21 protein-coding genes are annotated in these 22,223 nt (G+C 51.2%); 9 read left to right on the top strand and 12 right to left on the bottom strand.

From position 1 onward, the window contains the following. Positions 1–217: 217 nt before the first annotated feature. Genes FTO68_RS10225 through FTO68_RS10210 form a run of 4 tightly spaced genes read right to left on the bottom strand, consistent with a single transcriptional unit; the run spans position 218 to position 4,572 of the window. Entirely contained in the window at positions 218–1,258 is a 1,041-nt protein-coding gene (locus FTO68_RS10225; protein ID WP_255333308.1) for a Coenzyme F420 hydrogenase/dehydrogenase, beta subunit C-terminal domain, read from the bottom strand. A gap of 6 nt (positions 1,259–1,264) precedes the next feature. Further along, a complete protein-coding gene (locus FTO68_RS10220) occupies positions 1,265–2,008 on the bottom strand; it encodes a GltB/FmdC/FwdC-like GXGXG domain-containing protein (RefSeq protein WP_255333307.1) in 744 nt (247 codons plus the stop codon). Between the two features lie 3 nt (positions 2,009–2,011). Continuing rightward, positions 2,012–3,523 (bottom strand): glutamate synthase-related protein, encoded by a 1,512-nt coding sequence (locus FTO68_RS10215; protein WP_255333306.1) that lies wholly within the window; start codon positions 3,521–3,523, stop codon positions 2,012–2,014. Continuing rightward, positions 3,520–4,572: a class II glutamine amidotransferase gene (locus FTO68_RS10210; RefSeq protein WP_255333305.1), complete on the bottom strand. Its 1,053-nt coding sequence runs from the start codon at positions 4,570–4,572 to the stop codon at positions 3,520–3,522. Before FTO68_RS10210 ends, FTO68_RS10215 begins: the two co-directional genes overlap by 4 nt. 93 nt (positions 4,573–4,665) lie before the next feature. Between FTO68_RS10210 and glnA the strand changes: the two genes are divergently transcribed. The 3 genes from glnA (at position 4,666) to FTO68_RS10195 (ending at position 7,911) form a co-directional block, all read left to right on the top strand. Then, positions 4,666–5,997: a type I glutamate--ammonia ligase gene (glnA, locus tag FTO68_RS10205; protein ID WP_255333304.1), complete on the top strand. Its 1,332-nt coding sequence runs from the start codon at positions 4,666–4,668 to the stop codon at positions 5,995–5,997. Between the two features lie 373 nt (positions 5,998–6,370). Continuing rightward, positions 6,371–7,567, top strand: coding sequence for an ammonium transporter (locus FTO68_RS10200; protein ID WP_255333303.1), 1,197 nt, complete (start codon positions 6,371–6,373; stop codon positions 7,565–7,567). Between the two features lie 14 nt (positions 7,568–7,581). Continuing rightward, positions 7,582–7,911, top strand: coding sequence for a P-II family nitrogen regulator (locus FTO68_RS10195; protein WP_255333302.1), 330 nt, complete (start codon positions 7,582–7,584; stop codon positions 7,909–7,911). Positions 7,912–8,119: 208 nt separating this feature from the next. On the opposite strand, the gene FTO68_RS10190 is transcribed toward FTO68_RS10195, so the two are convergent. From FTO68_RS10190 to FTO68_RS10175, 4 genes are all read right to left on the bottom strand, one after another. Next, on the bottom strand, positions 8,120–9,379 hold the full coding sequence (locus FTO68_RS10190; protein WP_255333301.1) for a Glu/Leu/Phe/Val family dehydrogenase: 1,260 nt from the start codon (positions 9,377–9,379) through the stop codon (positions 8,120–8,122). A gap of 143 nt (positions 9,380–9,522) precedes the next feature. Then, entirely contained in the window at positions 9,523–10,338 is an 816-nt protein-coding gene (locus tag FTO68_RS10185; RefSeq protein WP_255333300.1) for a sulfite exporter TauE/SafE family protein, read from the bottom strand. Between the two features lie 12 nt (positions 10,339–10,350). After that, complete coding sequence (locus FTO68_RS10180; protein WP_255333299.1) at positions 10,351–12,165, bottom strand: HEAT repeat domain-containing protein; 1,815 nt, start codon at positions 12,163–12,165, stop codon at positions 10,351–10,353. 73 nt (positions 12,166–12,238) lie between these two features. Further along, positions 12,239–13,363 (bottom strand): TIGR04084 family radical SAM/SPASM domain-containing protein, encoded by a 1,125-nt coding sequence (locus FTO68_RS10175; RefSeq protein WP_255333298.1) that lies wholly within the window; start codon positions 13,361–13,363, stop codon positions 12,239–12,241. Positions 13,364–13,472: 109 nt separating this feature from the next. Between FTO68_RS10175 and FTO68_RS10170 the strand changes: the two genes are divergently transcribed. Next, on the top strand, positions 13,473–14,000 hold the full coding sequence (locus tag FTO68_RS10170) for an HdeD family acid-resistance protein (RefSeq protein WP_255333297.1): 528 nt from the start codon (positions 13,473–13,475) through the stop codon (positions 13,998–14,000). 48 nt (positions 14,001–14,048) lie between these two features. On the opposite strand, the gene groL is transcribed toward FTO68_RS10170, so the two are convergent. Next, entirely contained in the window at positions 14,049–15,662 is a 1,614-nt protein-coding gene (groL, locus tag FTO68_RS10165) for a chaperonin GroEL (protein WP_255333296.1), read from the bottom strand. Positions 15,663–15,667: 5 nt separating this feature from the next. Beyond that, positions 15,668–15,940 (bottom strand): co-chaperone GroES, encoded by a 273-nt coding sequence (gene groES, locus FTO68_RS10160; RefSeq protein WP_255333295.1) that lies wholly within the window; start codon positions 15,938–15,940, stop codon positions 15,668–15,670. Positions 15,941–16,124: 184 nt separating this feature from the next. Here groES and FTO68_RS10155 point away from each other — a divergent pair, with 184 nt between their 5' ends. Both FTO68_RS10155 and FTO68_RS10150 read left to right on the top strand, forming a co-directional pair. Further along, the gene (locus FTO68_RS10155; RefSeq protein ID WP_255333294.1) at positions 16,125–16,628 is read left to right on the top strand and encodes a flavodoxin domain-containing protein; all 504 of its coding nucleotides are present in this window, start codon (positions 16,125–16,127) and stop codon (positions 16,626–16,628) included. An 88-nt stretch (positions 16,629–16,716) separates the two neighbouring features. Continuing rightward, a complete protein-coding gene (locus FTO68_RS10150) occupies positions 16,717–18,501 on the top strand; it encodes an SLC13 family permease (protein ID WP_255333293.1) in 1,785 nt (594 codons plus the stop codon). Here the strand turns inward: FTO68_RS10150 and FTO68_RS10145 are convergent. Both FTO68_RS10145 and FTO68_RS10140 read right to left on the bottom strand, forming a co-directional pair. Next, a complete protein-coding gene (locus tag FTO68_RS10145; protein ID WP_255333292.1) occupies positions 18,493–18,951 on the bottom strand; it encodes a YbhB/YbcL family Raf kinase inhibitor-like protein in 459 nt (152 codons plus the stop codon). The genes FTO68_RS10150 and FTO68_RS10145 overlap by 9 nt on opposite strands. A gap of 48 nt (positions 18,952–18,999) precedes the next feature. Continuing rightward, the gene (locus tag FTO68_RS10140) at positions 19,000–19,449 is read right to left on the bottom strand and encodes a YbhB/YbcL family Raf kinase inhibitor-like protein (RefSeq protein WP_255333291.1); all 450 of its coding nucleotides are present in this window, start codon (positions 19,447–19,449) and stop codon (positions 19,000–19,002) included. Between the two features lie 18 nt (positions 19,450–19,467). Between FTO68_RS10140 and tsaA the strand changes: the two genes are divergently transcribed. The 3 genes from tsaA (at position 19,468) to npdG (ending at position 22,080) form a co-directional block, all read left to right on the top strand. Next, the gene (gene tsaA, locus FTO68_RS11960; RefSeq protein ID WP_368659897.1) at positions 19,468–20,337 is read left to right on the top strand and encodes a tRNA (N6-threonylcarbamoyladenosine(37)-N6)-methyltransferase TrmO; all 870 of its coding nucleotides are present in this window, start codon (positions 19,468–19,470) and stop codon (positions 20,335–20,337) included. A 108-nt stretch (positions 20,338–20,445) separates the two neighbouring features. Beyond that, positions 20,446–21,309, top strand: coding sequence for an Mrp/NBP35 family ATP-binding protein (locus tag FTO68_RS10125; protein ID WP_255333290.1), 864 nt, complete (start codon positions 20,446–20,448; stop codon positions 21,307–21,309). A 120-nt stretch (positions 21,310–21,429) separates the two neighbouring features. Further along, positions 21,430–22,080, top strand: coding sequence for an NADPH-dependent F420 reductase (npdG, locus tag FTO68_RS10120; protein WP_255333289.1), 651 nt, complete (start codon positions 21,430–21,432; stop codon positions 22,078–22,080). Positions 22,081–22,223: the final 143 nt, after the last annotated feature.

Below are 22,223 nucleotides of genomic sequence, written 5' to 3'. Positions count from 1 at the left end.
CTACAATATGATAAAGCTTCCTATGCATTCCATGGCACGATCAAAAAAAGGGCTACAATATAATGAAAATTATTGTGACGATAAATGGTGTAGTGTACCCGATCTCCTTAACTCAAGTTGTAATATAGCCGGAGTATGCTGCTGAATGAGAATCATATGAGGGAGAAATAAAGTCTCCTCAATGTGTTCACCACATCCGGCAGGGACACCCCGTCCTTCATGGATGGTGAGATGACATTCTGGGAATTCCCCGTGCCGCCTTCTTCGAGGCGAGGGATTCGATCATGCTCTCATCGATCTCTCTCTCGATTAATAGTGCGCCCGATGCAATCGCTGACTGCACAAACGCTTCCCCGGCTTCGCTCCTGATGATCAGTGTCGTATAGCCTGGATCTGATCCAACAGATCCGGCTGAGATGTCGGCTGATCTGGCGGTCAGGTCGGTACAGATCCGGCATCCGGGTCTGACCGCCTCACTCAGCTCTTTGATGGGAATTGTGATCATCTCGCCACTTGTTTTTGTGATGAGGAGCCCCTTCTTCATATCGAGCTTCTCTACGTCATATGGTTGAATATGATACCGGTGTCCCAGGAGATCATTCACCAGGTGATCATAATCAAATGTCTCGGTGCAGAAGAGGCCGAACACGAGCCTGATCGAGTGGGCATATGGTCGTATAAGATCATTATCGGCTGCCTTCATTTCTGCAACTGCTTCCGTCACGCAGGGAAGCCCGACGACGGCAATCTTTCTGCATTTCTTATCAAGCACTGCTGTCTTCAGTGCTGTAAGCAGGGGTACCCACCAGGCATACCTGCTCCCTGCCTGCTTGATTAACTCGCCGGAAGAGGTGATCACAACAGACTCCGGTTTGAGGGTGAACCGGTCTTCGGCAACGCAAACGACCGCATCGATCAGACCGTTGTCGAGGGCATCGGCAAGGATGGCAGTGACCGCCCCACCGCTCTGCCGGTGGGGGATCGCGATTCCAGCTTTTGCAGAGATGATTGACCGGAACTCACCAAGAAGCCCCCTTCCCTGAATAATTTTTACTCGTGGACAGACATCATAACAGGCTCCGCAGGGAACTCCGTCTGTTGCCTCTTTACAGTAATTACGGTTCACGGGATGGGTATTTTCTTCAGCAGTGAAGATGAGGGCATCAGCTGGGCATACTGCAACACAGGCACCACAGCCACAGCATCGACCGGTATCCCAGACTTCCCGCCTGAGATCTTCATAACTTTTTCCAGGCACGCTTACTCACTCCCAGGTATATTTATTCGCAAATGGCCGTCCGCTGGCAGGGGTGATCCTGGTATATTCTACAGAAATGAGCGGCTCTACATCAACAGAAAACACCTCCGCAAACCTCCTGATAAGCGGTTCGATCCTTGCACGATCTTCTTCGGTCGCTTCTGCTTTGCGTGCGCCGACTCCGAGAGCCCGTTCAGGTACGGTGCCTCTGATAAAGATCTCGCCGCCATGAATGCCTGTGCCGATCCCCCGATCAGGCAGGATATGTTCTTTGCCAGAGCCAAGTACAAGGATAATCCCTCCTGCCATATATTCGCCGAGGAAGGAACATGCATTTCCACCGACGATTAGGACAGGCAGGTGATCGCCATACTCTTTCATGTGGATTCCGCCACGGTACCCGATATCACCCTCAACCATTACTATTCCGCCTCGCATTGAGTGCGCAGTGGCATCGCCTGAGCTTCCATGGATGATGATCTCTCCTGCATCCATCGTATTGCCGGGTGCGTGATCGCAGTTGCCAAAGACTTCAATAACCGGCCCCCGCATAAACATGCCGAGATCGCCGCCCGGTGTGCCGCAGACTTTGATCCTGACTGTTCCTTTAAGACCGTCGGCGATAAATCGCTGCCCAAGAACATTATCAATCCTGATTCGTTCAACCCCGCTCGCAACTGCTGATCTGATCATGGTATTTAAGGGGGTGTAATGGATTCCATTAGCATTGATAACCAGTTCTTTGTCCATCTGTTATGCCCCCACAGGTTTGACATCAAGCACATTCATCATCTCTTCATCGAGCATATAGCCTCTCAAACGATCACGGTTCCCGCGAAGGCTCTCGATGCTGTTGATCCCTGCTGCCCCCATAAGTTCGCTGATCTCAAGTGTCCATCCATGAATCAGGTTCGCCACATGCTGCCATTCGATGTCGGGATCCAGCCGTTGCGTAAGCTTTGCATCCTGAGTTGCAATACCCCATGGGCAGAGTCCGCGATAACAGGTGCCGCAGACCCTGCATCCCATAGCAATCAATGCCGCTGTCCCGATATAGATCGCATCGGCACCAAGGGCGATTGCCTTTGTGACATCCGCCGAATCACGCATGCCGCCGGAAGCGATGATTGAGATCTCGTTCCTGATACCCTGTGCCCTGAGTTTCTGATCTACTGCTGCGATTGCTGCTTCGATGGGTATACCGACATGATCCCGGAATACACGGGGTGCTGCCCCAGTCCCTCCACGGAACCCGTCGATGACGACTGCATCCGCAGACGACCGGGCGATACCTGACGCAATAGCTGCAACATTATGAACTGCTGCAATCTTGACAAAGACTGGTTTCCTCCATTCGGTTGCCTCTTTTAAGGAATGTACGAGTTGTTTGAGGTCCTCTATCGAGTAGATGTCATGGTGGGGTGCCGGGCTGATTGCATCGCTCCTCTCGGGGATCATCCTGGTCTGTGAAACCTCAGGACCAACCTTTTCACCGGGGAGATGTCCACCGATACCCGGTTTTGCCCCCTGCCCTATCTTGATCTCGATTGCAGCACCGCGTTCAAGGTAATCAATATCAACACCAAACCGCCCGGAAGCGACCTGGACGATCATATTGTCCTGGTACTGCCTGAGTGAGGGGTGCAGTCCGCCCTCCCCGGTTCCCATGTAGGTTCCAAGATTTGAAACTGCCCGGGCCATTGAGAGCTGGGCATTTAAGGAGATTGCGCCATAGCTCATATGGCCGATCATGATCGGGATATTCAGTTTGAGGTTCGGGGAAAGGGTTGTATTCAGTTCGATATCACCATCTTTTTCCCGTTTAATCTCAAGCTTCCGGGGTTTTTTTCCAAGGTATGTCCGAAGCTCCATTGGTTCGCGGAGCGGATCGATGCTCGGGTTGGTCACCTGGCATGCGTCAAGGAGAAGACGATCAAAGATGCTCGGGAGATCGGTTGCATTTCCCATTCCTGCGAGGACGATTCGCCCTGTCCTTGCCTGATTATAGATCGCTTCTCTCGCTCCCCGTGTCCAGACCGGATGGCTCCTGTAGTCGACTGGTTTCTCTTCAATTGTGATTGCATCCCGTGGACACATCGCCACACAACGGTGGCAGGCGACACAGTTCCGTGAATCAACAAATATCGTCTCTCCCTCCCGGCGATAGGTGCCATAGGGGCAGTTCTCGATACACCGCTCACAGAGCATGCAGCGCGATGGATCGATCCTGACCTTGAACTTAATCGGGATTGAGCCGATGCTCATACTCTCACCCTCCCGATCACCGGCTCACCTGCTTTGGGCATCCATACACGGTCAAGATTTGGCTCCATTCTCCGAATCGCCGCTTCTTCACTGGATATGTAGAGCCGGTCGCCTGCCTCTGCTGCGATCAGCGGCCTGAGCTTGATCCGGTCGGTGAACCCGACGATACCGTCTGCTGTTGCAACCACAATGGCAAATGGCCCGTTCATCAGTGCCGATCCATAGGTCAGCCTGATCGCACTGTTTAACGTACAGTCCGCCTCCTTCATCCTGTCTATCTCATCCCAGAAGGGGGGTGCAAAAGCCCTGACCATCAGTTCTTCAGGGAGTCCGTGTTTTCTTCCGAGGAGATCGCAGAGGTATGCAACTACTTCAGTATCGGTGAACATGGTACACCGATATCCATAACTCTCGATATATCGCCTGTTTGTCCCATATGAGGTGATCTCACCGTTATGGACGACACTCCAGTCAAGTAGGTTGAAGGGGTGTGCCCCTCCCCACCAGCCTGATGTGTTCGTCGGATAGCGATTATGGGCAAGCCATATGTATCCTTCGTACTGATCGATCTGGTAGAAGTCCGCAACGGTCTCCGGCCACCCTGATGCCTTGAAGACGCCGATATTCTTTCCTGATGAAAAGACTAGCGCCCCCTGTATGGTGGTGTTGATCTTCATCACGAGCATCGTTACAATATCCTCTTCAGGGGTTGTGCTCCCGGGCATCAGAGAGATATCCGGCTTGAAGAAGTACCGCCAGGGAATATGGGTGCGGCGGAGATCCGGCTGTTCAACGGTTGGAATCTCCTCCTCAAACTCAATCTCTCCCCATGTTCTGAGGATCTCATCCACGCTGCCCTTTGGTTCGACGAGATTATTGAAGAAGACGTGAAGGGCATAATATTCGGAAAAATCGGGATATACGCCATATGCTGCATAACCCGCCCCTTCGCCGCTCCCCCGTTCATTCATCAGTGAGAGTGCATGTTTAATGCGGGATCCATCCATTCCGGATTTTGACCTGTCAATGACGCTGATAATGCCACACATGAGTATCACACGGGAACGATTTCTTCAAGACTCCCGGATGTATATGGTTGTTCCATTAGCTATTTATAGTAATCAGTAGAAGTAATCTTCCATATGTCAGGAGACGACGTGTCCAGAATCCTGGAACAGATCGAGAAAGACCGGGTGAAGTTCATTCGGCTCCAGTTTACCGATATCATCGGCATGGCAAAAAATGTTGCGATCCCAGCGAAGCAGGCTGAAAAAGCGCTGACTGACGGTATCAGCTTCGATGGCTCGTCTATCCAGGGATTTGCACGGATCGAAGAGTCGGATATGGTACTGAAACCTGATATCTCCACGTACCGGATCCTCCCCTGGAGGCCGGATACGATGCGGGCTGCACGGTTTATCTGCGATATCTACACGCCGAAAGGAAAACCATTTGAGGGTGATCCGCGCTACATCCTCAGGAAGCAGGTTGAGGAGGCGGCGAAGATGGGGTACATCTTCAATACCGGCCCGGAACTGGAGTTCTTCCTCTTCCGTCAGGAGGATGGGAAACCTTCGCTTGAACTACAGGATACGGGTGGCTACTTCGATCTTGCGCCAACAGATCTGGCTGAAGATGTCAGGCGTGATATCATCATTGCGCTCACCGATATGGGCTTTGATATCGAAGCATCGCACCACGAGGTTGCAGAGTCACAGCATGAGATAGACTTCAAGTACGGAGATGCACTCATGACGGCAGACAATGTGATCACGTTCAAGTTTGCAACCAAGACGATCGCTCTTCAGCGGGGGCTTCATGCGAGCTTTATGGCCAAGCCGATCTTCGGGATTAACGGATCAGGTATGCATACGAACTGTTCGCTCTCCACAATGGATGGGCAGAATGCCTTCTATGATCCGGCTGCACCGCTTCAGCTTTCGGATATTGCAATGAAATTCATTGCGGGTATATTGAAGCACGTAAAAGCGATCACGAGGGTTGCAAACCCGACGATCAACTCCTACAAGCGGCTTGTACCTGGATATGAAGCCCCTGTTTACATCGGGTGGAGTGCTTCAAACCGTACTGCTCTTGTCCGTGTGCCAGCACCGCGTGGGCGGAGCACCCGTGTGGAACTCCGGAGCCCTGACCCTACCTGTAATCCCTACCTGACCTTTGCGGCAATACTTGCTGCTGGTCTTGACGGGATCAAAAACGATCTTGAGCCGCCAAAGAGCGCAGACAAGAACATCTTCCATATGACGGCCGGTCAGCGGAAAGATGAAGGGATCGATACTCTGCCAGGTAGCCTGTTTGAATCTAACCAGTTCCTGATGGCTGATCCGCTCATCTGTAATGCCCTTGGTTCTCATATCGTCGAGAACCTCAACTTAATTGCGGAGATCGAGTGGGATTCATTCCGGACTGCGGTCACTGACTGGGAGACAAAGAGGTATCTCGCGACCTATTAATCTCTCTTTTTATATGGCCCCCTCTCTTTTTTCAGCACATTTTCTGGTCCCAAATCTTCTCTTCTTTCCATAACGGGTTTTGCTGTTACTTTTTATCAGATAATACTGGATTGTACCTTTCTCCTGATTTATGGCTGTCTGGGATGTTTCTCAAACGATGTTATAGTAAATTATAAATATGATAGAAGATAACTTCCTTCTATGTCATGCCGATGCGGATTGCCAAACAGGATGAAAACCCTGTTTACAACTGGCTGGATGACATGAAAAGACAGAACGGGCATGCCTGCCTCCTGTTCTCCTTGAATAGGGGGTCGGCAGATGGAACAGATGGAAAAACCTCGCAATCATAAAAAGATGGAGTTGAAACAGAATGGGACTTGATTCGGGTGCAACTGCCTTTGTGCTGATTGCAACTGCTATGGTCATGCTGATGACACCCGGTGTCGGGCTGTTTTACGGAGGCATGGTTCGAAAGAAGAACTTCATCTCGACTATTGCGCTTGCGATGATCGCATTTGCTGTTGTGAGCATCCAGTGGGTGGTCATCGGGTATTCACTTGCGTTTGGCTCTGATATTGGGGGGTTCATCGGGAACCTGGATTATGTCGGGCTTCGTGGAGTTGGAATGGATGGCGACGGAATACCGGATCTCCTCTTCATGGTCTTCCAGCTCGTCTTTGCGGGGCTAACGCTTGCCATATTAACCTCTGCGATGGCTGAACGTGTTAAGATCAGTTCATTCATCATCTTCGGCCTCCTCTGGACGACGCTCGTCTATGATCCGCTTGCCCACTGGGCTTGGGGGGGCGGCTGGGCGCATCAGCTTGGAGCGCTCGACTTTGCTGGAGGAACTGTTGTTCACATCAGTTCTGGGTTTGGAGCTCTCGCAGCTGCACTTATCATCGGAAAACGCATTGGGTTTGGGTCCCATTCGATGGAACCGCATAATATTCCGATGACCCTGATCGGAGGCGCTCTCCTCTGGTTTGGGTGGTTTGGATTTAATGCCGGATCAGCCCTCGCAGCTGACGGGCTCGCAGCAAACGCCTTTGTGGTGACAAACATCTCTGCGGCTGCTGGTGCTCTCGCCTGGATGTTCGCGGCATGGGTTCAGGGAAAACCCTCGTCCCTTGGAATGATATCAGGCGCAATTGCGGGGCTTGTAGCAATAACGCCTGCTGCCGGTTTCGTCGATCCGATGTCATCAATCGTGATTGGTCTTGTTGCCGGTCTTATCTGCTACAAAGCAATGCTCTGGCGGATCAAAAAAAGCCTTGATGAGACCCTTGATGCGTGGGCAATTCATGGTGTCGGTGGTCTCTGGGGTGCTCTGGCAACGGGTATCTTTGCAACAGCTGCAATCGGAGGTGTTGATGGTCTCCTCTATGGGAATCCGGCACAGCTCGGAATCCAGGCAGTTGATGCATTCGCTGCGGTGATCTATGCATTCGTTGTTACCTACGTCCTTGCATATGTCGTCCACAAGACAATCGGACTCCGTGTTACCGATGAAGAAGAATATGTCGGTCTTGACATCTCCCAGCATGGAGAGAAGATCGGCGGTTAATGGAGGGGAATAGCATGAAAAAGATTGAAGCGATAATCCGGCCTGAGCGGTACGAACATGTTGAGAAAGCCCTTGAAGAGCATGGCTTCTCGGCAATGACCGTCTCGGATGTCAAAGGACGCGGCTCCCAGAGGGGGATCATACTCCAGTACCGGGGCAAGACGATGAAAGTGAATCTCCTGCCAAAGATCAAGATAGAGATGGTTGTGCGGGATGAGGATCTTCACCGTGCTGTCGAGGTTATACAGACTGCTGCCAGGACAGGAATGGTTGGTGATGGCCGGATCTTTGTGATCCCGGTTGAGGAGGCATACTGGGTTCGAAAGGACGACAAAAGCGAGTAATTTTCAATTGGGGCTCCATAGAAAATTGTACTATCTCCCACTGAGATAGGGGGGCTGATGGAGCCCCTTATAGCCCCCCTTCTTCCTATCACCCTTCTTATGTGAAATCAAGCTCCTGTTATAACAACCGGCTGAAAAATGGGTGGACAAATGAGAGCCAGCCCCATGATAAAGAAAAGACCGGGGGTGAGCCTCATTCAGTATTCAATCAGAGATCCAGCCAGCCGCGTAGCCTCATTGCCTCTACGACACGAGTTATGGCAACGATATATGCTGCTTTTCTCATCGATATACCGCGTGCGCGTGATGTCTTGAAGACCTCGTGGTGAGCTTCGACCATCTTCTGTTCAAGTTTCTGGTTCACCTGCTGCTCTGTCCAGTAATCCAGTGTCCTGTTCTGCACCATTTCAAAATAGGAAACAGTCACGCCTCCGGCGTTTGCAAGGATATCGGGGAGGACAATGATGCCCCTATCTTCAAGTATGCGATCCGCCTCAGCGGTTGTAGGCCCGTTTGCGAGTTCTGCGAGGATCTTTGTCTTGATCCGTCCGGCGTTCTCGGCAGTGATCGCATCTTCGAGAGCTGCTGCGATTATGACATCAGCTTCAATCTCAAGTACCTCGGCACTTCCAACATCCTGGGTGTTTGGTGCGCCTTTAACAGATCCCGTCTTTGCCTTGTGTTCGATAACCTCCTCGAGGTTCAGGCCGTCAGGGTTGTAGACCCCACCACGTGAGTCAGAGACTGCAATCACACGGCAGTTCAGCATATTACGTGCAAGCAGGGCGGAATACATACCGACATTTCCAAAGCCCTGGACAACAACAGTTGCACCTTTGAGTTCAAGTTCGATCTCGCGTGCAGCCTCCCGGATGGTAAGGACACCTCCGCGTCCGGTCGCCTCGGTCCTTCCAAGCGATCCGCCAATTCTAATCGGCTTTCCGGTGATGATACCAGGTTTGTACTCTCCGCTGAGACGGGCATATTCGTCCATCAGCCATCCCATAATAGATGCATCGGTTCCGACATCGGGTGCGGGAACATCGGTCTCAGGTCCGATGAATTTCCAGATCCTTCCCATATATCCTCTGGTAAGCCGTTCAAGCTCGCCGCGGGAGAGCTTCTTTGGATCGCAGATGATACCACCTTTTGCGCCACCGAGCGGAAGATTCAGCACAGCGCACTTCCAGGTCATCCATGCGGCAAGAGATCTGACGATCTCAACGGTCTCTTCTGGATGATACCGGATACCTCCCTTCATTGGTCCCATAGCATTGTTATGCTGGATCCGGTATCCTGTGAAGACCTTTACGCTTCCGTCATCCATACGGACAGGAATCGAAACCTTCAGCTCCCTCTTTGGGTTCTGGAGGAGTTCTGTTGTGCTTTTATCGAGATCCAGATCGCGTACACACTCTTCAATAATAGTGTATTGCGACTCAGTTGAATGATTCTTCTCAGTATCCATGTACTATCTCCTTGAATGGTAGCATTTGGGCCACTACTCCAAACGCACATATTTGTAAGGCGTGAGGATAATAAGTGCTTGTCTTCCATCTATTTATAAAGCTATCGGAACATTTTGTATATATAAAATTTGCGTTTCCCATTTCAGGGAAAAATCGCGATCATTCCGACCCCGATAAGAATCAATACAATGGCAAAGATCTGCTTCAGCCTCTCTGCAGGAAGCCGGTGTGCGGCTGCAACACCAACACGGGTGAGCGGAATCATCGCCCCTGTCAGTACAACCCACTGGAGGATATCGATATAACCAATGAATCCTGTTCCGAGCGACTCAATCATTGCACCATGGTATATGTATGCAACAATTCCGCCTGTTGAGAAGAGGAGGATACATGCTGAGGAGGTTGCAACAGCCCGATGGATCGGGATATTGAAGAGAAGGAGGAGCATCGGAACCAGGATAAATCCCCCGCCCATCCCGAGAAGGCCGGAGAGCAATCCCGCGACGATCCCTGCAAGTGTACAGAGACATATCCCTTCCCTGCATCTGCTGCTGCATTTTGAACTGCCCCATATCAGACGGATTGCGACGATGGTAATGAGCAGCCCAAAGAGCGGCTTTAAGATCCCGACAGGGAGGAAGGCTGCACAGCTCCCCCCTGCAAATCCCCCTGCCATTCCTGCTATACCGATCGGCAGAGCTGCTTTCCAGTCGATTGCACCCCTCTTCTGATGTGCCCAGGCTGTTGCACAGGAGACCGGGAAGATGACCGCGAGGCTTGTTCCAAAAGCAATGCGTATTGCATAGGTCGGATCAATTCCAGCATCCAGAAGGAGGAGATACTGCACCGGGACCATGAAAAAACCTCCCCCTACTCCAAGCAGCCCTGAGAAGAAACCGGCTATAACTCCGGTTGCGAGCAGGATTATGATAACCCAGATGAGATCCAGCGCAATCACCAGATGCAATAGTTATACGGGCTCTTCACCCCTGTATTCAGCAAGGAGCCGAACCATTCTCTCTCTTTTCTTTATCAGGGTAATGAGGTCTTTCATTGTTTGAATGATATCCGGATCTTTGATCTTCATGTCCACCGCATCCTGGAGTGCCGGTAATGCTTCTCTCCCCATCAACACAAGCACATCTGATGCAGCCACTCTGAGTGTATGATCCCCGGAATCAAGTGCACTCATCAGTGATGGCATTGCCGTCCTTCCCATTTTGGCAAGGATTCTGCCGGCCTGTTCTGACACCCGCCTTCTTGGGTCGAGGAGAGCCTTTATCAGGGGGTGGACTGCCGGAACTCCTATTGCCTGAAATGCTGGTGGGAGTGCCAGCCGGATTCCTTCCTCCGGCGATTCCAGGGCATCGATTAAGAGAGGGATTGACTGCACATCCGCAGCCTGTGCCAATGCATCGGAAAAGGCTTCCCTGACTTCTGTCTTCTCTTCATGGGAGATTCCTTTCAGAATGGCTGGAACAAGTTCGCCACCTATTAAATGGAGGATCTCTCTGATGAACGCACGATATCCTGAATCTCCTGATGCATACCGTTGCATCAATGGATTGATCGAACGCCGTGTAACCTGCCTGAGTGCAACATCTGCATGTGCCCTGATCGATGGATCATGGCTCATATGATGGATAAAGATCGCGTCGATCGCCTCTTCGTTCCCGATTGCTCCAAGAGCGCTTAATGCGGCAAATACCACCCTGGCTGAAGGATGGGCAGAAGCTGCATTGAGTTGTTCGACTGCCTCTTCGCCACCGGTGCGTTCAACGAGACGGATAGCCCTGATCGTTTCTTTTTCATCCCGCTTCACGAGTGATTCCCTGAGTGCCTCCACCGCTGTTGTCTTCCCTGTTCTCCAAAGCGCCCGGCTTATCGCATCTAGGAGGGTGGCGGACATCTCCCCGCCCCCTTCCTCTGGTGTTTCGATGGATAATGCTAGTTTCACAAAGAGCCGTGCACATCTGGGATCCGAGATCGCAAGGAGCAGGTGGAGTGCCCGCATTCGTATCTCGGGATCATCGTGGGAGAGGAGCGGGCGTATATATGGTGTTGAGCCTGTGCCGAGTCTGATCAGCTCTTCTGCGGCTTTTAATGCCCGGACTCTTTTTTCACGCGTCAGAATGCGGACAAGTCCTGCATAATCCGCCTCCTGGCGAAGGAGGGCAAAATCCCGATCATCAGTCCTCGTCAGATCCTGTTTCATCATCCTGATGGCTGTCCTTCTTGCCTCCTCTGCCCGGATAGAACCGGGTTGTACTTCAAGGACATGGTCAAAGGAGATGACAGCCTGATTGTACCGCTTCATCGCAAGGAGTACTTTTCCACGTGCAAACCATGTATCGGGATCGCGGCTGTCCTCGGTAAGGGCGGCATCAAAAAGCCGGAGTGCTTCTTCATACTCTCCTTCATTCAGGAGAATACTGCCGAGGGCATATTGTGCAGGGCCTGGTTGTGCGAGGGTGCCTGCTGCTTTCTGAAGGCTTGATTTTGCACTTTCTCTCTCCCCTCTGATGCTCTTGATAATGCCATGCAGGTACCATCCCTCTCCATTATCGGGATTCTGGCGGATCACCTCATCTATCTGCTCTTCTGCTTCGTTTATCATCCCGGATTTAACAAGGGCTTTTGCCCGTTCCACCCATGCCGCGGTATCATCCGGAAAAAGTGCGATAGCCTGGGTGGCAAAAAAGAGTTTTCTGGCAGGATCTCTTTCGAGACGGGCACGTGCAATCAGCTCCTCCCCCCGTGCCTGGTCTTCTCTCTTCTCCTCCATGGCCGATCCCTTTTGTAGTGTTGATGCAATAGGACTATTTGAGTATTTGGGTCAATTCCCTGAATCTTTCTCTTCAGGGGATAATCTCACATCCATTGAACCGGGTATGGGCAAATGAGGAGAGATCGATTATTCCTTCATCTATCATGGTGCGAATCTCGGGGAGATGTGCCATGAGCCTCGATCTGAGATGGTGTATTGTTGCACAGACGGCATCTCTTCCTTCCAGTGGCCATGGCTTGAGAATATTCGAATACAGGCATCGTCCCCCGCAGAACTCTGTTATCTGGCATTCCGTACATGGCGATCCCGGATCGATCCTGGGCAGCTGTGTTGGATTTGATCGCCCGATATGGCCGAGCTGATATCTGCTCATCCCGATCATGATCGGGCAGGGGATGATTGATCCATCGGTCTGGATCGTATAATTTGTCACCCCGGAGCCACACCTGAGGGTGGTTGACCTGTTATGTAACAGGTCTTCGGTTGTCTGGATAAAAGGGTACCACCGCATGACCACACCCGCAGATCGCATCGTTTCCACCCAGTATTCGATGAGCCTTGTGATCCCGGTATTATAACTTTTTTCTGCCCATCCGGCGAAGGTGCGTTTTGAATAATCGCCTGAAAAGTTGGCATCCATCTGCCAGTGGATTGAGGTGAATGGGGAATTGTCCAGTGTTGCCAGATGGAGTACTGAGGCGGCTATATCTGTCTCTTCATCAACGGTCATTCGTGCAATAAGCTCTCCTGTAAAGCCCTCCTCACGGAGAAGGCGGGCGTTGTTGAGTACATTCCGGTACACTCCCCTGCCCCGGTTGTGATCGGTCGTCTCCTCATCACCATCGATCGATATGAGTATCGTCTCAAAACGGTTCCTGTATGCCGGAGGTATCTGATCCAGGAGGAGGCCGTTTGTCTGTAGCATGAACCTCCTGCAGGGGGCTTTATCCATGATCTCGCAGATCAGATCCCTCATCAGGAGTGGCTCGCCGCCGATGAAGGTGAGTATCGGATCGGGATCTGCTGCGAGAAATCGGAACAATTGCTCTTTAAGGGTGCTATCGAACTCGGCCGGGAGATCGAATGAGATGTCGCAGGGGTATGCAAAGTCGTCCTCTTCATCAAATAGTTTACCACGGCAGTACCTGCAGGCAAGGTTACAGTCGTCAGTTATATAGATATGAAAAAATACCACCTAAAATCCACCCGCAAAATTAATGCAGATCAATGTTCGAATGGAAATATGATAAGTGAACTGGAACTGGCATACGATAGTTTAAATACTGTCGCTTGTAATCACCTGTATGAACGAACAATCACGTATGCCATATATCGTGCGTGGAGTGCTTGCTCTTCTCCTCGGTATTATTGTGCTCTTCTGGCCCGGTCTCACCGTTGAGGTGGTTGCCATCCTCTTTGCGGTCTTTATCCTGGCAAATGGCCTTCTCCTTGTAGGTTTGTCTCTTATGTCCCCATCGGGCGAATCATTTGGAACAGGTTTTCTGATACTTGGTATCCTGCTTGTCATTGGTGGCGTAATCGGGATCATCAACCCAATTATGACTGCAATCACCCTCACAATCCTCGTTGCGATTCTGGCGCTTATCTCAGGTTTCTCTGATATATGGGTGGCCCTTACTGCAATGGGTTCAGGCGGGACCCGAATCCTCCTTGGATTATCCGGGGCACTCTCTGTAATCCTCGGAGGAATTTTCATCATCTTCCCGCTGCTTGGCGCTGTGATCCTCGTTGCCGTATACATCGGTATCTTTGCGATTGCAATCGGCATACTCAGCATTGCACAGGGGATTATGACTCCTGCGGCAGCCTAATCTGCTCTCAGAAACCGTTCTGAGATCTTCTCATTTTTAAAAAAGGGTTTAGATGATGATGGTCTGGGCTTTTGAGTCTTTTTCATCATCAAAATCGGTTATAATTACTTCTGTTGAGAGGATCATCCCGGCGATAGATCCGGCGTTCTGAAGGCCGATCCTGACCACCTTTGCTGGATCGATCACACCGCTCCCGATGAGATTTTCATATTCGCCTTTCTTGGCATTGTAGCCAAGAGACGGGTCTTTCTCAGCTTTCAGCCGAGCGATGATCTCGGCTCCTTCCATCCCTGAGTTCTTACCTATCTGACGGACCGGCTCTTCAAGAGCACGGCGGATGATCCCGACACCCGCATCACGGTCGTCATCAAAGGAGAGTTCGTCAACATTTTTAATTGCACGTAACAGGGTGATGCCACCGCCGACGACGACACCTTCCTCGACAGCCGCTTTTGTTGCATTCAGCGCATCGTCGATCCGCATCTTTTTCTCCTTGAGTTCGGTCTCGGTTGCGGCGCCGACTTTGATAACAGCAACCCCGCCGCCAAGGCTGGCAAGCCGTCGCTTCAGCTCGTTTGTCTTGAACTCTGCATCGCTGATTTTGATCTGTGACTCGATCAGCTTCATCCGCTCTTCGACACCACCGCGTTTGCCTGCGCCACCGACAATCAGGGTTTTCTCATCGTCTACCCGGATGGTGTGGCAGGTGCCGAGCTGGGCACGTGTTACATCCTCGAGTTTGAGTCCCCTCTCTTCGGATATGACCGTTCCACCGGTGAGTGCTGCGATATCTTCGAGGTTTGCAAGCCTGTCATCACCAAATCCCGGTGCTTTGACGGCACATACCTTCAGGGATCCGCGGATGATGTTTAAGATAAGTGCCGCCTGTGCTTCACCGTCGACATTCTCTGCAATGATCAGAAGCGGCCGCCCCTCTGAAGAGATCAGTTCGAGGATCGGGACGATCTGCTTAATGGTGCTGATCGCCTTGTCGGTGATAAGGATGTAGGGGTTTTCGTACTCGCAGACCATCTTTTCCTGGTCGGTGACCATGTAGGGGGAGATGAATCCGTTCTCAAACTGCATCCCTTTGACAACCTCAAGCCCGGTCTCAAGGCTCTTTGCATCCTCGACGCTGATGAGGCCGTTATACCCGACCTTCTCCATCGCCTCTGCGATGAGGGATCCGATCTCCTCGTCATTATTTGCGGAGATGGTTGCAACCTGGAGGATCTTTTCCTGGTCACGGACAGGGATGCTTGTCGACTCAATGTATTCGACAGCGGCATTAACGGCTGCGTCGATTCCCTTCTTGACGCCAATAGGGTTTGCGCCGGTGGATATGATCTTGATACCTTCAGTGAGGATCGCCTGTGCAAGGAGGCATGCAGTTGTCGTGCCGTCGCCTGTCTTGTCCTGTGTCCGGGATGCGACCTCCTTGATAAGTTTCGCACCCATATTTTCAAACTTATCGTGGAGCGAGATCTCCTTTGCTATTGTGACTCCATCATTGGTGATAATCGGGTTTGTGGTCTTATCGATGACAACATACCGCCCTTTTGGGCCGAGTGTTACCTTGACTGTATCTGCGACCTTGTTGACGCCGGCGAGGAGGGATTTCCGTGCCTCCTCATTGAACATGATCTGTTTTGTTGATGCCATATTCTTCACTCCATCTTTGCGATAACGTCCTTAAACTCAATCATGACAAGTTCTTCGCCATCAATGGTGATCTTTTCGGAACTGTACCCGCCATACAGGATCCTGTCGCCAGCCTTAACCGGAAGTTCCTTTCCATCCTTAAAGGTCCCGCAGGCGATAACATCCCCCTCTTTCCGTTTTTCCTGGGCGCTGTCGGGAATGTAGATTCCACTCTTTGTCTTCTCTTCAGGTTTCTTCTGTCTGATGAGTACGCGTTCACCAATTGGAACTATTGCCATATTTATCAACTCTCCTGATAGATTCGGCTTCATGCCTTAACATAAGGTGAGTAGCAGTTCTATATAAGCTTTATTTATTGGCTGTGATTCCCCGTCATTACGCTCTCTCCTCTTCCGGGTGGAGTGTATGTGAGCGCAGTTTTCAATAGGAAGCTTCATGAGCTTTAAGGGAGAGTCATCCGGCATGAGCAGGAGGATTCTGATCGCTTATGCAACACGGGCGGGATCAACAACCGGGGTTGCTGAGGCTGTTGCAGGGCAATTACGGCGTGCGGGATATGATCCCGTAATCTCCGAAATACACACTGATCCGTCTCCAGAGGAGTATGATCACGTCATTCTCGGCGGCCCTGTCTATATGGGGCATATGAGCGAAGTGGCCGGGTATGTACAAAGGCACGAAGCTGCGCTTCAGAGCCGCCTTATTGCTGCATTTGCTGTTGGAATGTCATTTTTGGAGGATGATAAAGAGAAGCAGGCACCGGCACAAGAGGCCCTGCGATCATCACTTTCTTCCCTTCTACCCCGGCATATTGGGTATTTTGCTGGTAAAACAGATCCCGGGAAGCTCTCATTTCTCCAGAGGATGGCATTGAAGATTGTTAAGTCTCCGGTAGGCGACTTCAGGGATTATGAAGCGATACAGGCGTGGGCTATGGAGATATCGGGAGATCTGCAGAGGGCATGAATTTCCTGCTCCACAAATCCTCATCATCTGTTTTGGCAAGGTATATCTCCTCAATCATCATCCACTATCATTAAGAGGCTGATCTACGATGCTCGATATGGCAATAGTCTTTGGGACTCTCGCCCTTTCCCTGGTCCTCTTTGCAACAGGGAAAGTCAGGTATGATATCGTTGCATTGATCGCCCTTCTTATTGTGACAATCGCCGGGATCATCGATCCGCTGGATGCATTCCTCGGATTTGGCCATCCTGCGGTGATCACTGTGGCAGCTGTGCTGATCCTGAGCAGAGCCCTCCAGAACTCCGGCTTAATCGATATCATTGCCCGCTGGGTCTCACGGGTCGGTGATGGGGAGGTGAGGCAGATCTTTTCTCTCACCGGTATTGTTGCCCTTCTCTCGGGATTTATGAACAATATTGGGGCACTTGCCCTGATGATGCCGGTTGCCATCCGGACTGCGAGAAAGAGCAAGAGGTCTCCGTCGTACCTCCTGATGCCGATAGCATTTGGATCACTCCTTGGGGGGATGGTTACCCTTATCGGAACTCCTCCAAATATCATCATCGCCACCTACCGTATCCAGAACGGTGGTGACCCGTTTCTCATCTTTGATTTTGCCTATGTCGGGCTGGGGGTTGCATTCTGTGGCATCCTTTTTATCTCACTTATCGGGTGGCGGCTAATCCCTATCAGGCAGAGCCCGGCATCACAGGAAGAGCTCTTCTCTGTCAAGGATTATTTAACCGAGGTTCGGATTCCTCAAAAATCAAAGTTTTCAGGAAAGATGATCATTGATATCGGCACCGCCACCGAGGCGGAGGTCATGGTGGTTGGGATCATACGGAACGGGCGTAAGATTGTTGCCCCTTCGGTCTATGAGACGATACTGGAGGATGATATCCTCGTTATCAAAGCTGATTCTGATGACCTGCAGGTGCTCCTTGATGAAACGCGCCTCGAACTTACTGAAAAAGATGAGATCACCGGGGAGATGATCGGATCAGAGACTGTTGGGATCATCGAGGCGATCGTCAAGCCGGACTCCCCTATTCTGGATAAGACCGCGTACTCGGCAAATCTCCGCTGGATACACGGGCTGAACCTTCTTGCTGTCGCACGGGAAGGCGGTCGGATCAAAGATCGGCTGAACCTGGTCAGGTTTCAGCCGGGTGATATCCTTCTCCTCCAGGGGAAGAAGGATGCGTTACAGGCGGCGCTTCCAAAGATCGGGTGCCTTCCGCTAGCAGAACGTGGGCTTCGGATCGGCGGGCCGAAACTGATCCTGCTGGCTCTCCTGATCTTCGGTTCAGCCCTCGGAGTCTCTGCACTTGGGCTTCTGCCTGTCCAGATTGCCTTTTCCGCTGCTGTTGTCCTGATGATCCTCACCTCCATCGTCTCTCTTCGCGAAGCATATGAGAGTGTGGAATGGCCGATCATTATCCTGCTTGGTGCGATGATACCGGTTGGCCAGGCACTTGAATTAAGTGGCGGGGCAGCACTGATCGCTGCGAGTATTGTCTCGATCAGCTCGACATTTCCGCCGGCTGTGACACTCCTGCTCCTCCTTGTGATCACGATGTTCCTTTCGGATCTCGTGAACAATGCCGCATCGGCGGTTCTGATGGCCCCGATTGCCATCGGGATTGCTCTTGATATGGGTGCCTCAATCGATCCGTTCCTGATGGCAGTAGCGATTGGAGCTTCCTGTGCGTTTCTCACCCCGATTGGCCACCAGTCCAATACTCTGGTCATGGGTCCGGGAGGATACCAGTTCACAGATTACTGGAGGATGGGGATTGTGCTTGAGATTATTATTGTTGTGGTCTCGATCCCGCTTTTGATGCTCTTCTGGCCGATGTACTCATCACCGTGAGTAGATTGCCTCAGCATTCCCAAACTGGATGACATGGCCCGAGAGGGCGTCAGCGAGCTCCTTTCGTGTTGCTCCAGGAGCAAGATCGATTGTGCTGTCCAGAGCATATACCTTGAAGATGTACCGGTGAGGGGGTCCAGGCTGCGGGCAGGGACCGGAGTATCCTATCTTCCCAAAGTCATTTACTCCCTGCACTGCTGATACCGGAAAGGTGATCTCCGGCTCTTTGGCAAGCGATTCGGGGAGTATCCTCACCGGTTCAATGTTCCAGATGATCCAGTGGGTGAAAGTGCCGCCGCCAGTTGCGCTTGAGTCCTCCATGATGACGGCAAGAGCTGACACCCGATCATTCAATCCGCTAATAGTCAGGGGGGGTGAACGATCTGCGCCGTCACAGGTATAGTCGCCTGGAAATTCACGGGTGGGGAGGGTTATTGTCAGTTTCTCCATTATGGTATCACCAGATGTTGAGAGGTTTTTGGTGGTAATAATGGTATGTCATCTCTGGCAGAGTGCCTCAGTCTGCCCGAACTGCAGGACATGGCCTTTCATCGCATCTATCACTGCATGCTTGTTTGCCCCTGGTGGACAGTCGAGGAGCGCATCAAGGCCATAGACCTTGAAGATGTAACGGTGTGTTTCTCCTGTGGGGGGAGCTGGGCCCCGGTATCCGATCTCGTTGTAATCGTTTCTTCCCTGTTTTGCCTGCACTGGCGCGGTGATGGTGTGCTCCTGAGGGAATGCGGCTGGAATCTGGTGGGTGGCAGGAATGTCCCATGCCACCCATGCACAGAACGAGCATCCTGGTTCAAAGGGATTCAGTGCAAAAACAGCCAGGTAAGGGGATTTCAGGTTGGCCAGACGTATCGGCGGGGAAAGGTTTCCTCCATCGCCGGTGTGGGTTGGTGGGAATTCTAAGAATCCAAGAGTTACCGTGAGTTTTTCCATAGTGGCGTTGATAGTTCCGTGAAGAATAAAATTCTGTTGATCGGGATCATTATGGCACGAAAAGCATTACTCTATACTGATGGAGCATCGCGGGGAAACCCGGGGCAGGCAGCGATTGCATATATCATCATCGGAAATGGCAGCATTATACGTGAACACGGAGAGGCAATCGGCATTGCAACAAATAATGAGGCAGAGTACAGGGCATTGATTGCAGGCCTGAAAGCAGCCGCAGCCCTTGATCTCCAGGTGGTGTCTGTTTACTCAGATAGCGAACTGATGGTGAAACAGATGAAAGGTTCGTATGCTGTCAGATCTCCGAGGCTTCTTCCACTCTATGAGCAGGCAAATGAAGCGAAGAATATGCTTGAATGTGTCACCTTCACCTCTCTTCCACGGGAGGATTCAATTATTCAGAAGGCAGATGCCCTTGCAAATGAGGCGCTGGACAGCAAATTGCCTGCCTTTCCTGTTGAAAAACATCCAGGAGCGTTTGTAAAGCCGATAGGTTTTGTTTCATCTCCTTATAAAGTGCAGGCAGATGCTCCGCGGCAGGGGAGACTTGATCCGATCGAGAGCACAATTGAGATATATCCTGAATTTGAAGCCGGCCTTGCTGGACTTATGGATTATAGCCAGCTCTTTATCCTTTCATGGTTTGATCGGAGCAGCCGTGATCAACTCTGGGTTGTTCGTCCGGGGAGGGGTAGTGCGCGCGGTGTCTTTGCAACCCGCTCTCCGAACAGGCCAAACCCGATCGGCCTCACCCTTGTAGATCTCCTTGAAATAAGGGGTAGAATTCTGCGAGTCAGGGGCCTGGATGCTCTTGATAATACTCCGATCCTTGATATCAAACCGTACCATCAGGATATTGATACGCATAATTGAGTGGGTATGCCGTGATGAGCATCTTTGTTTTGGTGATGCACCGATCTATACACCTATAATCTCCCTTTTACAACCTGTTCTAAGCACTTGAATTAATTGAGGCATATCATGACAGATCAACAACAACCACAGGATTGTGATGGGCAGTGTGAAGGCTGCACTTCAAAGACAGATACCTGCCAGTCAAATCTCCCAAAGAAGGCAAATATCGATGTAAAACACGTTGTTCTGGTCCTCTCCGGGAAGGGTGGCGTGGGTAAGAGCACAGTCTCCGTGAACCTTGCCTATGCACTCTCAAACCACGGGTTTAGAACCGGCCTGATGGATCTCGATATTCATGGCCCAAGTATCCCGAAGATGCTCGGGCTTGAGGAACACAAGCTCCAGATTATGGGTGAGAAGATCCAGCCGGTGAATGTGACCGGATCGCTTTCTGTTATCTCGATGGCGTTCCTCCTTCCCGAGCGCTCAACACCGGTTATCTGGCGAGGACCCATGAAGATGTCCGCAATCCAGCAGTTCCTTTCTGATGTGAACTGGGGCCCGCTTGACTTCCTTGTCGTCGATCTGCCGCCTGGAACAGGTGATGAGGCACTCTCGATCATTCAGCTTGCACCAAACATCGCCGGAGCAATCATCGTCACCACACCTCAGGATGTAGCTGTGCTCGACTCAAGCAAGGCACTGAAATTCATCGAACAGCTTGAGCTTAAGCCCCTTGGCATCATCGAGAATATGAGTGGCATGATCTGCCCGCACTGCCATGAATCGATCGATCTCTTTGGAAAGGATGGCGGGAAGAAAGCTGCTGAAGAGTTTGGCGTTCCATTCCTTGGGAGCATCCCCCTCGATATTGAGATGCGCAAAGCCGGTGATGATGGCAAGCCATTCATCATCCGTCGCGCCGACAACCCCACCTGGCAGGCTGTCGATTCGGTTATGGAGAAGTTAATCGAGATCATCGAGGAATGATCCCGGTCTCTTTCTTTTCTAAAAGATAAACAACAATATTTAATACCATTTCTACCGATTCTATCAATAGCGTTCGAATCGCACTCTTCTGTGGTTTGAGACCGAATTGAAGGTATTTCTATGAAGATTGGAATTGTTGGTGGAACCGGGGATATTGGCGAGGGGATGGCTCTTCGCCTCTCTCATCTCCATGAAGTGATACTTGGATCAAGGGATGCGTCAAAGGCATGTACTGCCAGTGACTGCACCATCGAAACCCTTAGGGGACGTGGTATTCAATCCAGTTGCCGTGGTGTCTCGAACCAGGAAGCGGTAGATGGAGGCGATGTCATTGTCCTTGCACTTCCGTTTGCCCATGTGGAATCCACACTAGCCGGGTTGACCGGATTTGAGAATAAGATCGTCATCTCTCCGGTAAACCCGATCGCCCGATCCGGGCATTTCTATTATGATCCGCCGGAAGAGGGTTCCGCTGCCCAGTATATTCAAAAACGTCTCCCGGAAAGCGCACGGCTCGTTGTTGCCTTTAACAATATTGCCGCTCATAAATGGAAGGATCTCGATGCTGTTCTCGATTATTCGGTTGCGGTCTGTAGTGATGATGCTGAAGCAAAGCAGATTGTCATGAGCCTTATCCGTGACCTGCCTAAGCTTTCCCCCCTTGATGCAGGACCGCTTGCAGTCTCGTCTATTGTTGAGAGTATCACCCCGCTGCTCCTGAATATTGCAATGAGCAATAAGATGCGGGATGTAGGGGTTTATTTTAAATAAATTTTAATAATTTTTTGTAACAGGTCAGCACCCCCTCTCCTGACCTCTCCTTAACTCACATCACACACCCCCACTTTTCGGAAAATACGCCCGTATGACCGATAGATCCTTATATAATGAGAGATTAATAGATATTTGGGATA

The organism is Methanocalculus taiwanensis, assembly GCF_024372745.1.
Lineage (GTDB): Archaea > Halobacteriota > Methanomicrobia > Methanomicrobiales > Methanocorpusculaceae > Methanocalculus > Methanocalculus taiwanensis.
Note: the sequence above shows the minus strand (reverse complement) of the source record. Positions and strands in the feature narration are given on the sequence as shown.

Excerpts from the sequence above, each read along its gene's own strand:
- FTO68_RS10220 (WP_255333307.1), bottom strand. The coding sequence starts at position 2,008 with ATGGACAAAGAACTGGTTATCAATGCTAATGGAATCCATTACACCCCC.
- groL (WP_255333296.1), bottom strand. The coding sequence starts at position 15,662 with ATGGCATCAACAAAACAGATCATGTTCAATGAGGAGGCACGGAAATCC.
- FTO68_RS10170 (WP_255333297.1), top strand. The coding sequence starts at position 13,473 with ATGAACGAACAATCACGTATGCCATATATCGTGCGTGGAGTGCTTGCT.
- FTO68_RS10215 (WP_255333306.1), bottom strand. The coding sequence starts at position 3,523 with ATGAGCATCGGCTCAATCCCGATTAAGTTCAAGGTCAGGATCGATCCA.
- FTO68_RS10140 (WP_255333291.1), bottom strand. The coding sequence starts at position 19,449 with ATGGAAAAACTCACGGTAACTCTTGGATTCTTAGAATTCCCACCAACC.
- FTO68_RS10145 (WP_255333292.1), bottom strand. The coding sequence starts at position 18,951 with ATGGAGAAACTGACAATAACCCTCCCCACCCGTGAATTTCCAGGCGAC.
- FTO68_RS10180 (WP_255333299.1), bottom strand. The coding sequence starts at position 12,165 with ATGGAGGAGAAGAGAGAAGACCAGGCACGGGGGGAGGAGCTGATTGCA.
- FTO68_RS10195 (WP_255333302.1), top strand. The coding sequence starts at position 7,582 with ATGAAAAAGATTGAAGCGATAATCCGGCCTGAGCGGTACGAACATGTT.
- FTO68_RS10155 (WP_255333294.1), top strand. The coding sequence starts at position 16,125 with ATGAGCAGGAGGATTCTGATCGCTTATGCAACACGGGCGGGATCAACA.
- glnA (WP_255333304.1), top strand. The coding sequence starts at position 4,666 with ATGTCAGGAGACGACGTGTCCAGAATCCTGGAACAGATCGAGAAAGAC.
- FTO68_RS10125 (WP_255333290.1), top strand. The coding sequence starts at position 20,446 with ATGACAGATCAACAACAACCACAGGATTGTGATGGGCAGTGTGAAGGC.
- npdG (WP_255333289.1), top strand. The coding sequence starts at position 21,430 with ATGAAGATTGGAATTGTTGGTGGAACCGGGGATATTGGCGAGGGGATG.
- FTO68_RS10200 (WP_255333303.1), top strand. The coding sequence starts at position 6,371 with ATGGGACTTGATTCGGGTGCAACTGCCTTTGTGCTGATTGCAACTGCT.
- FTO68_RS10190 (WP_255333301.1), bottom strand. The coding sequence starts at position 9,379 with ATGGATACTGAGAAGAATCATTCAACTGAGTCGCAATACACTATTATT.
- FTO68_RS10150 (WP_255333293.1), top strand. The coding sequence starts at position 16,717 with ATGCTCGATATGGCAATAGTCTTTGGGACTCTCGCCCTTTCCCTGGTC.
- FTO68_RS10210 (WP_255333305.1), bottom strand. The coding sequence starts at position 4,572 with ATGTGTGGCATTATCAGCGTCATTGACAGGTCAAAATCCGGAATGGAT.
- groES (WP_255333295.1), bottom strand. The coding sequence starts at position 15,940 with ATGGCAATAGTTCCAATTGGTGAACGCGTACTCATCAGACAGAAGAAA.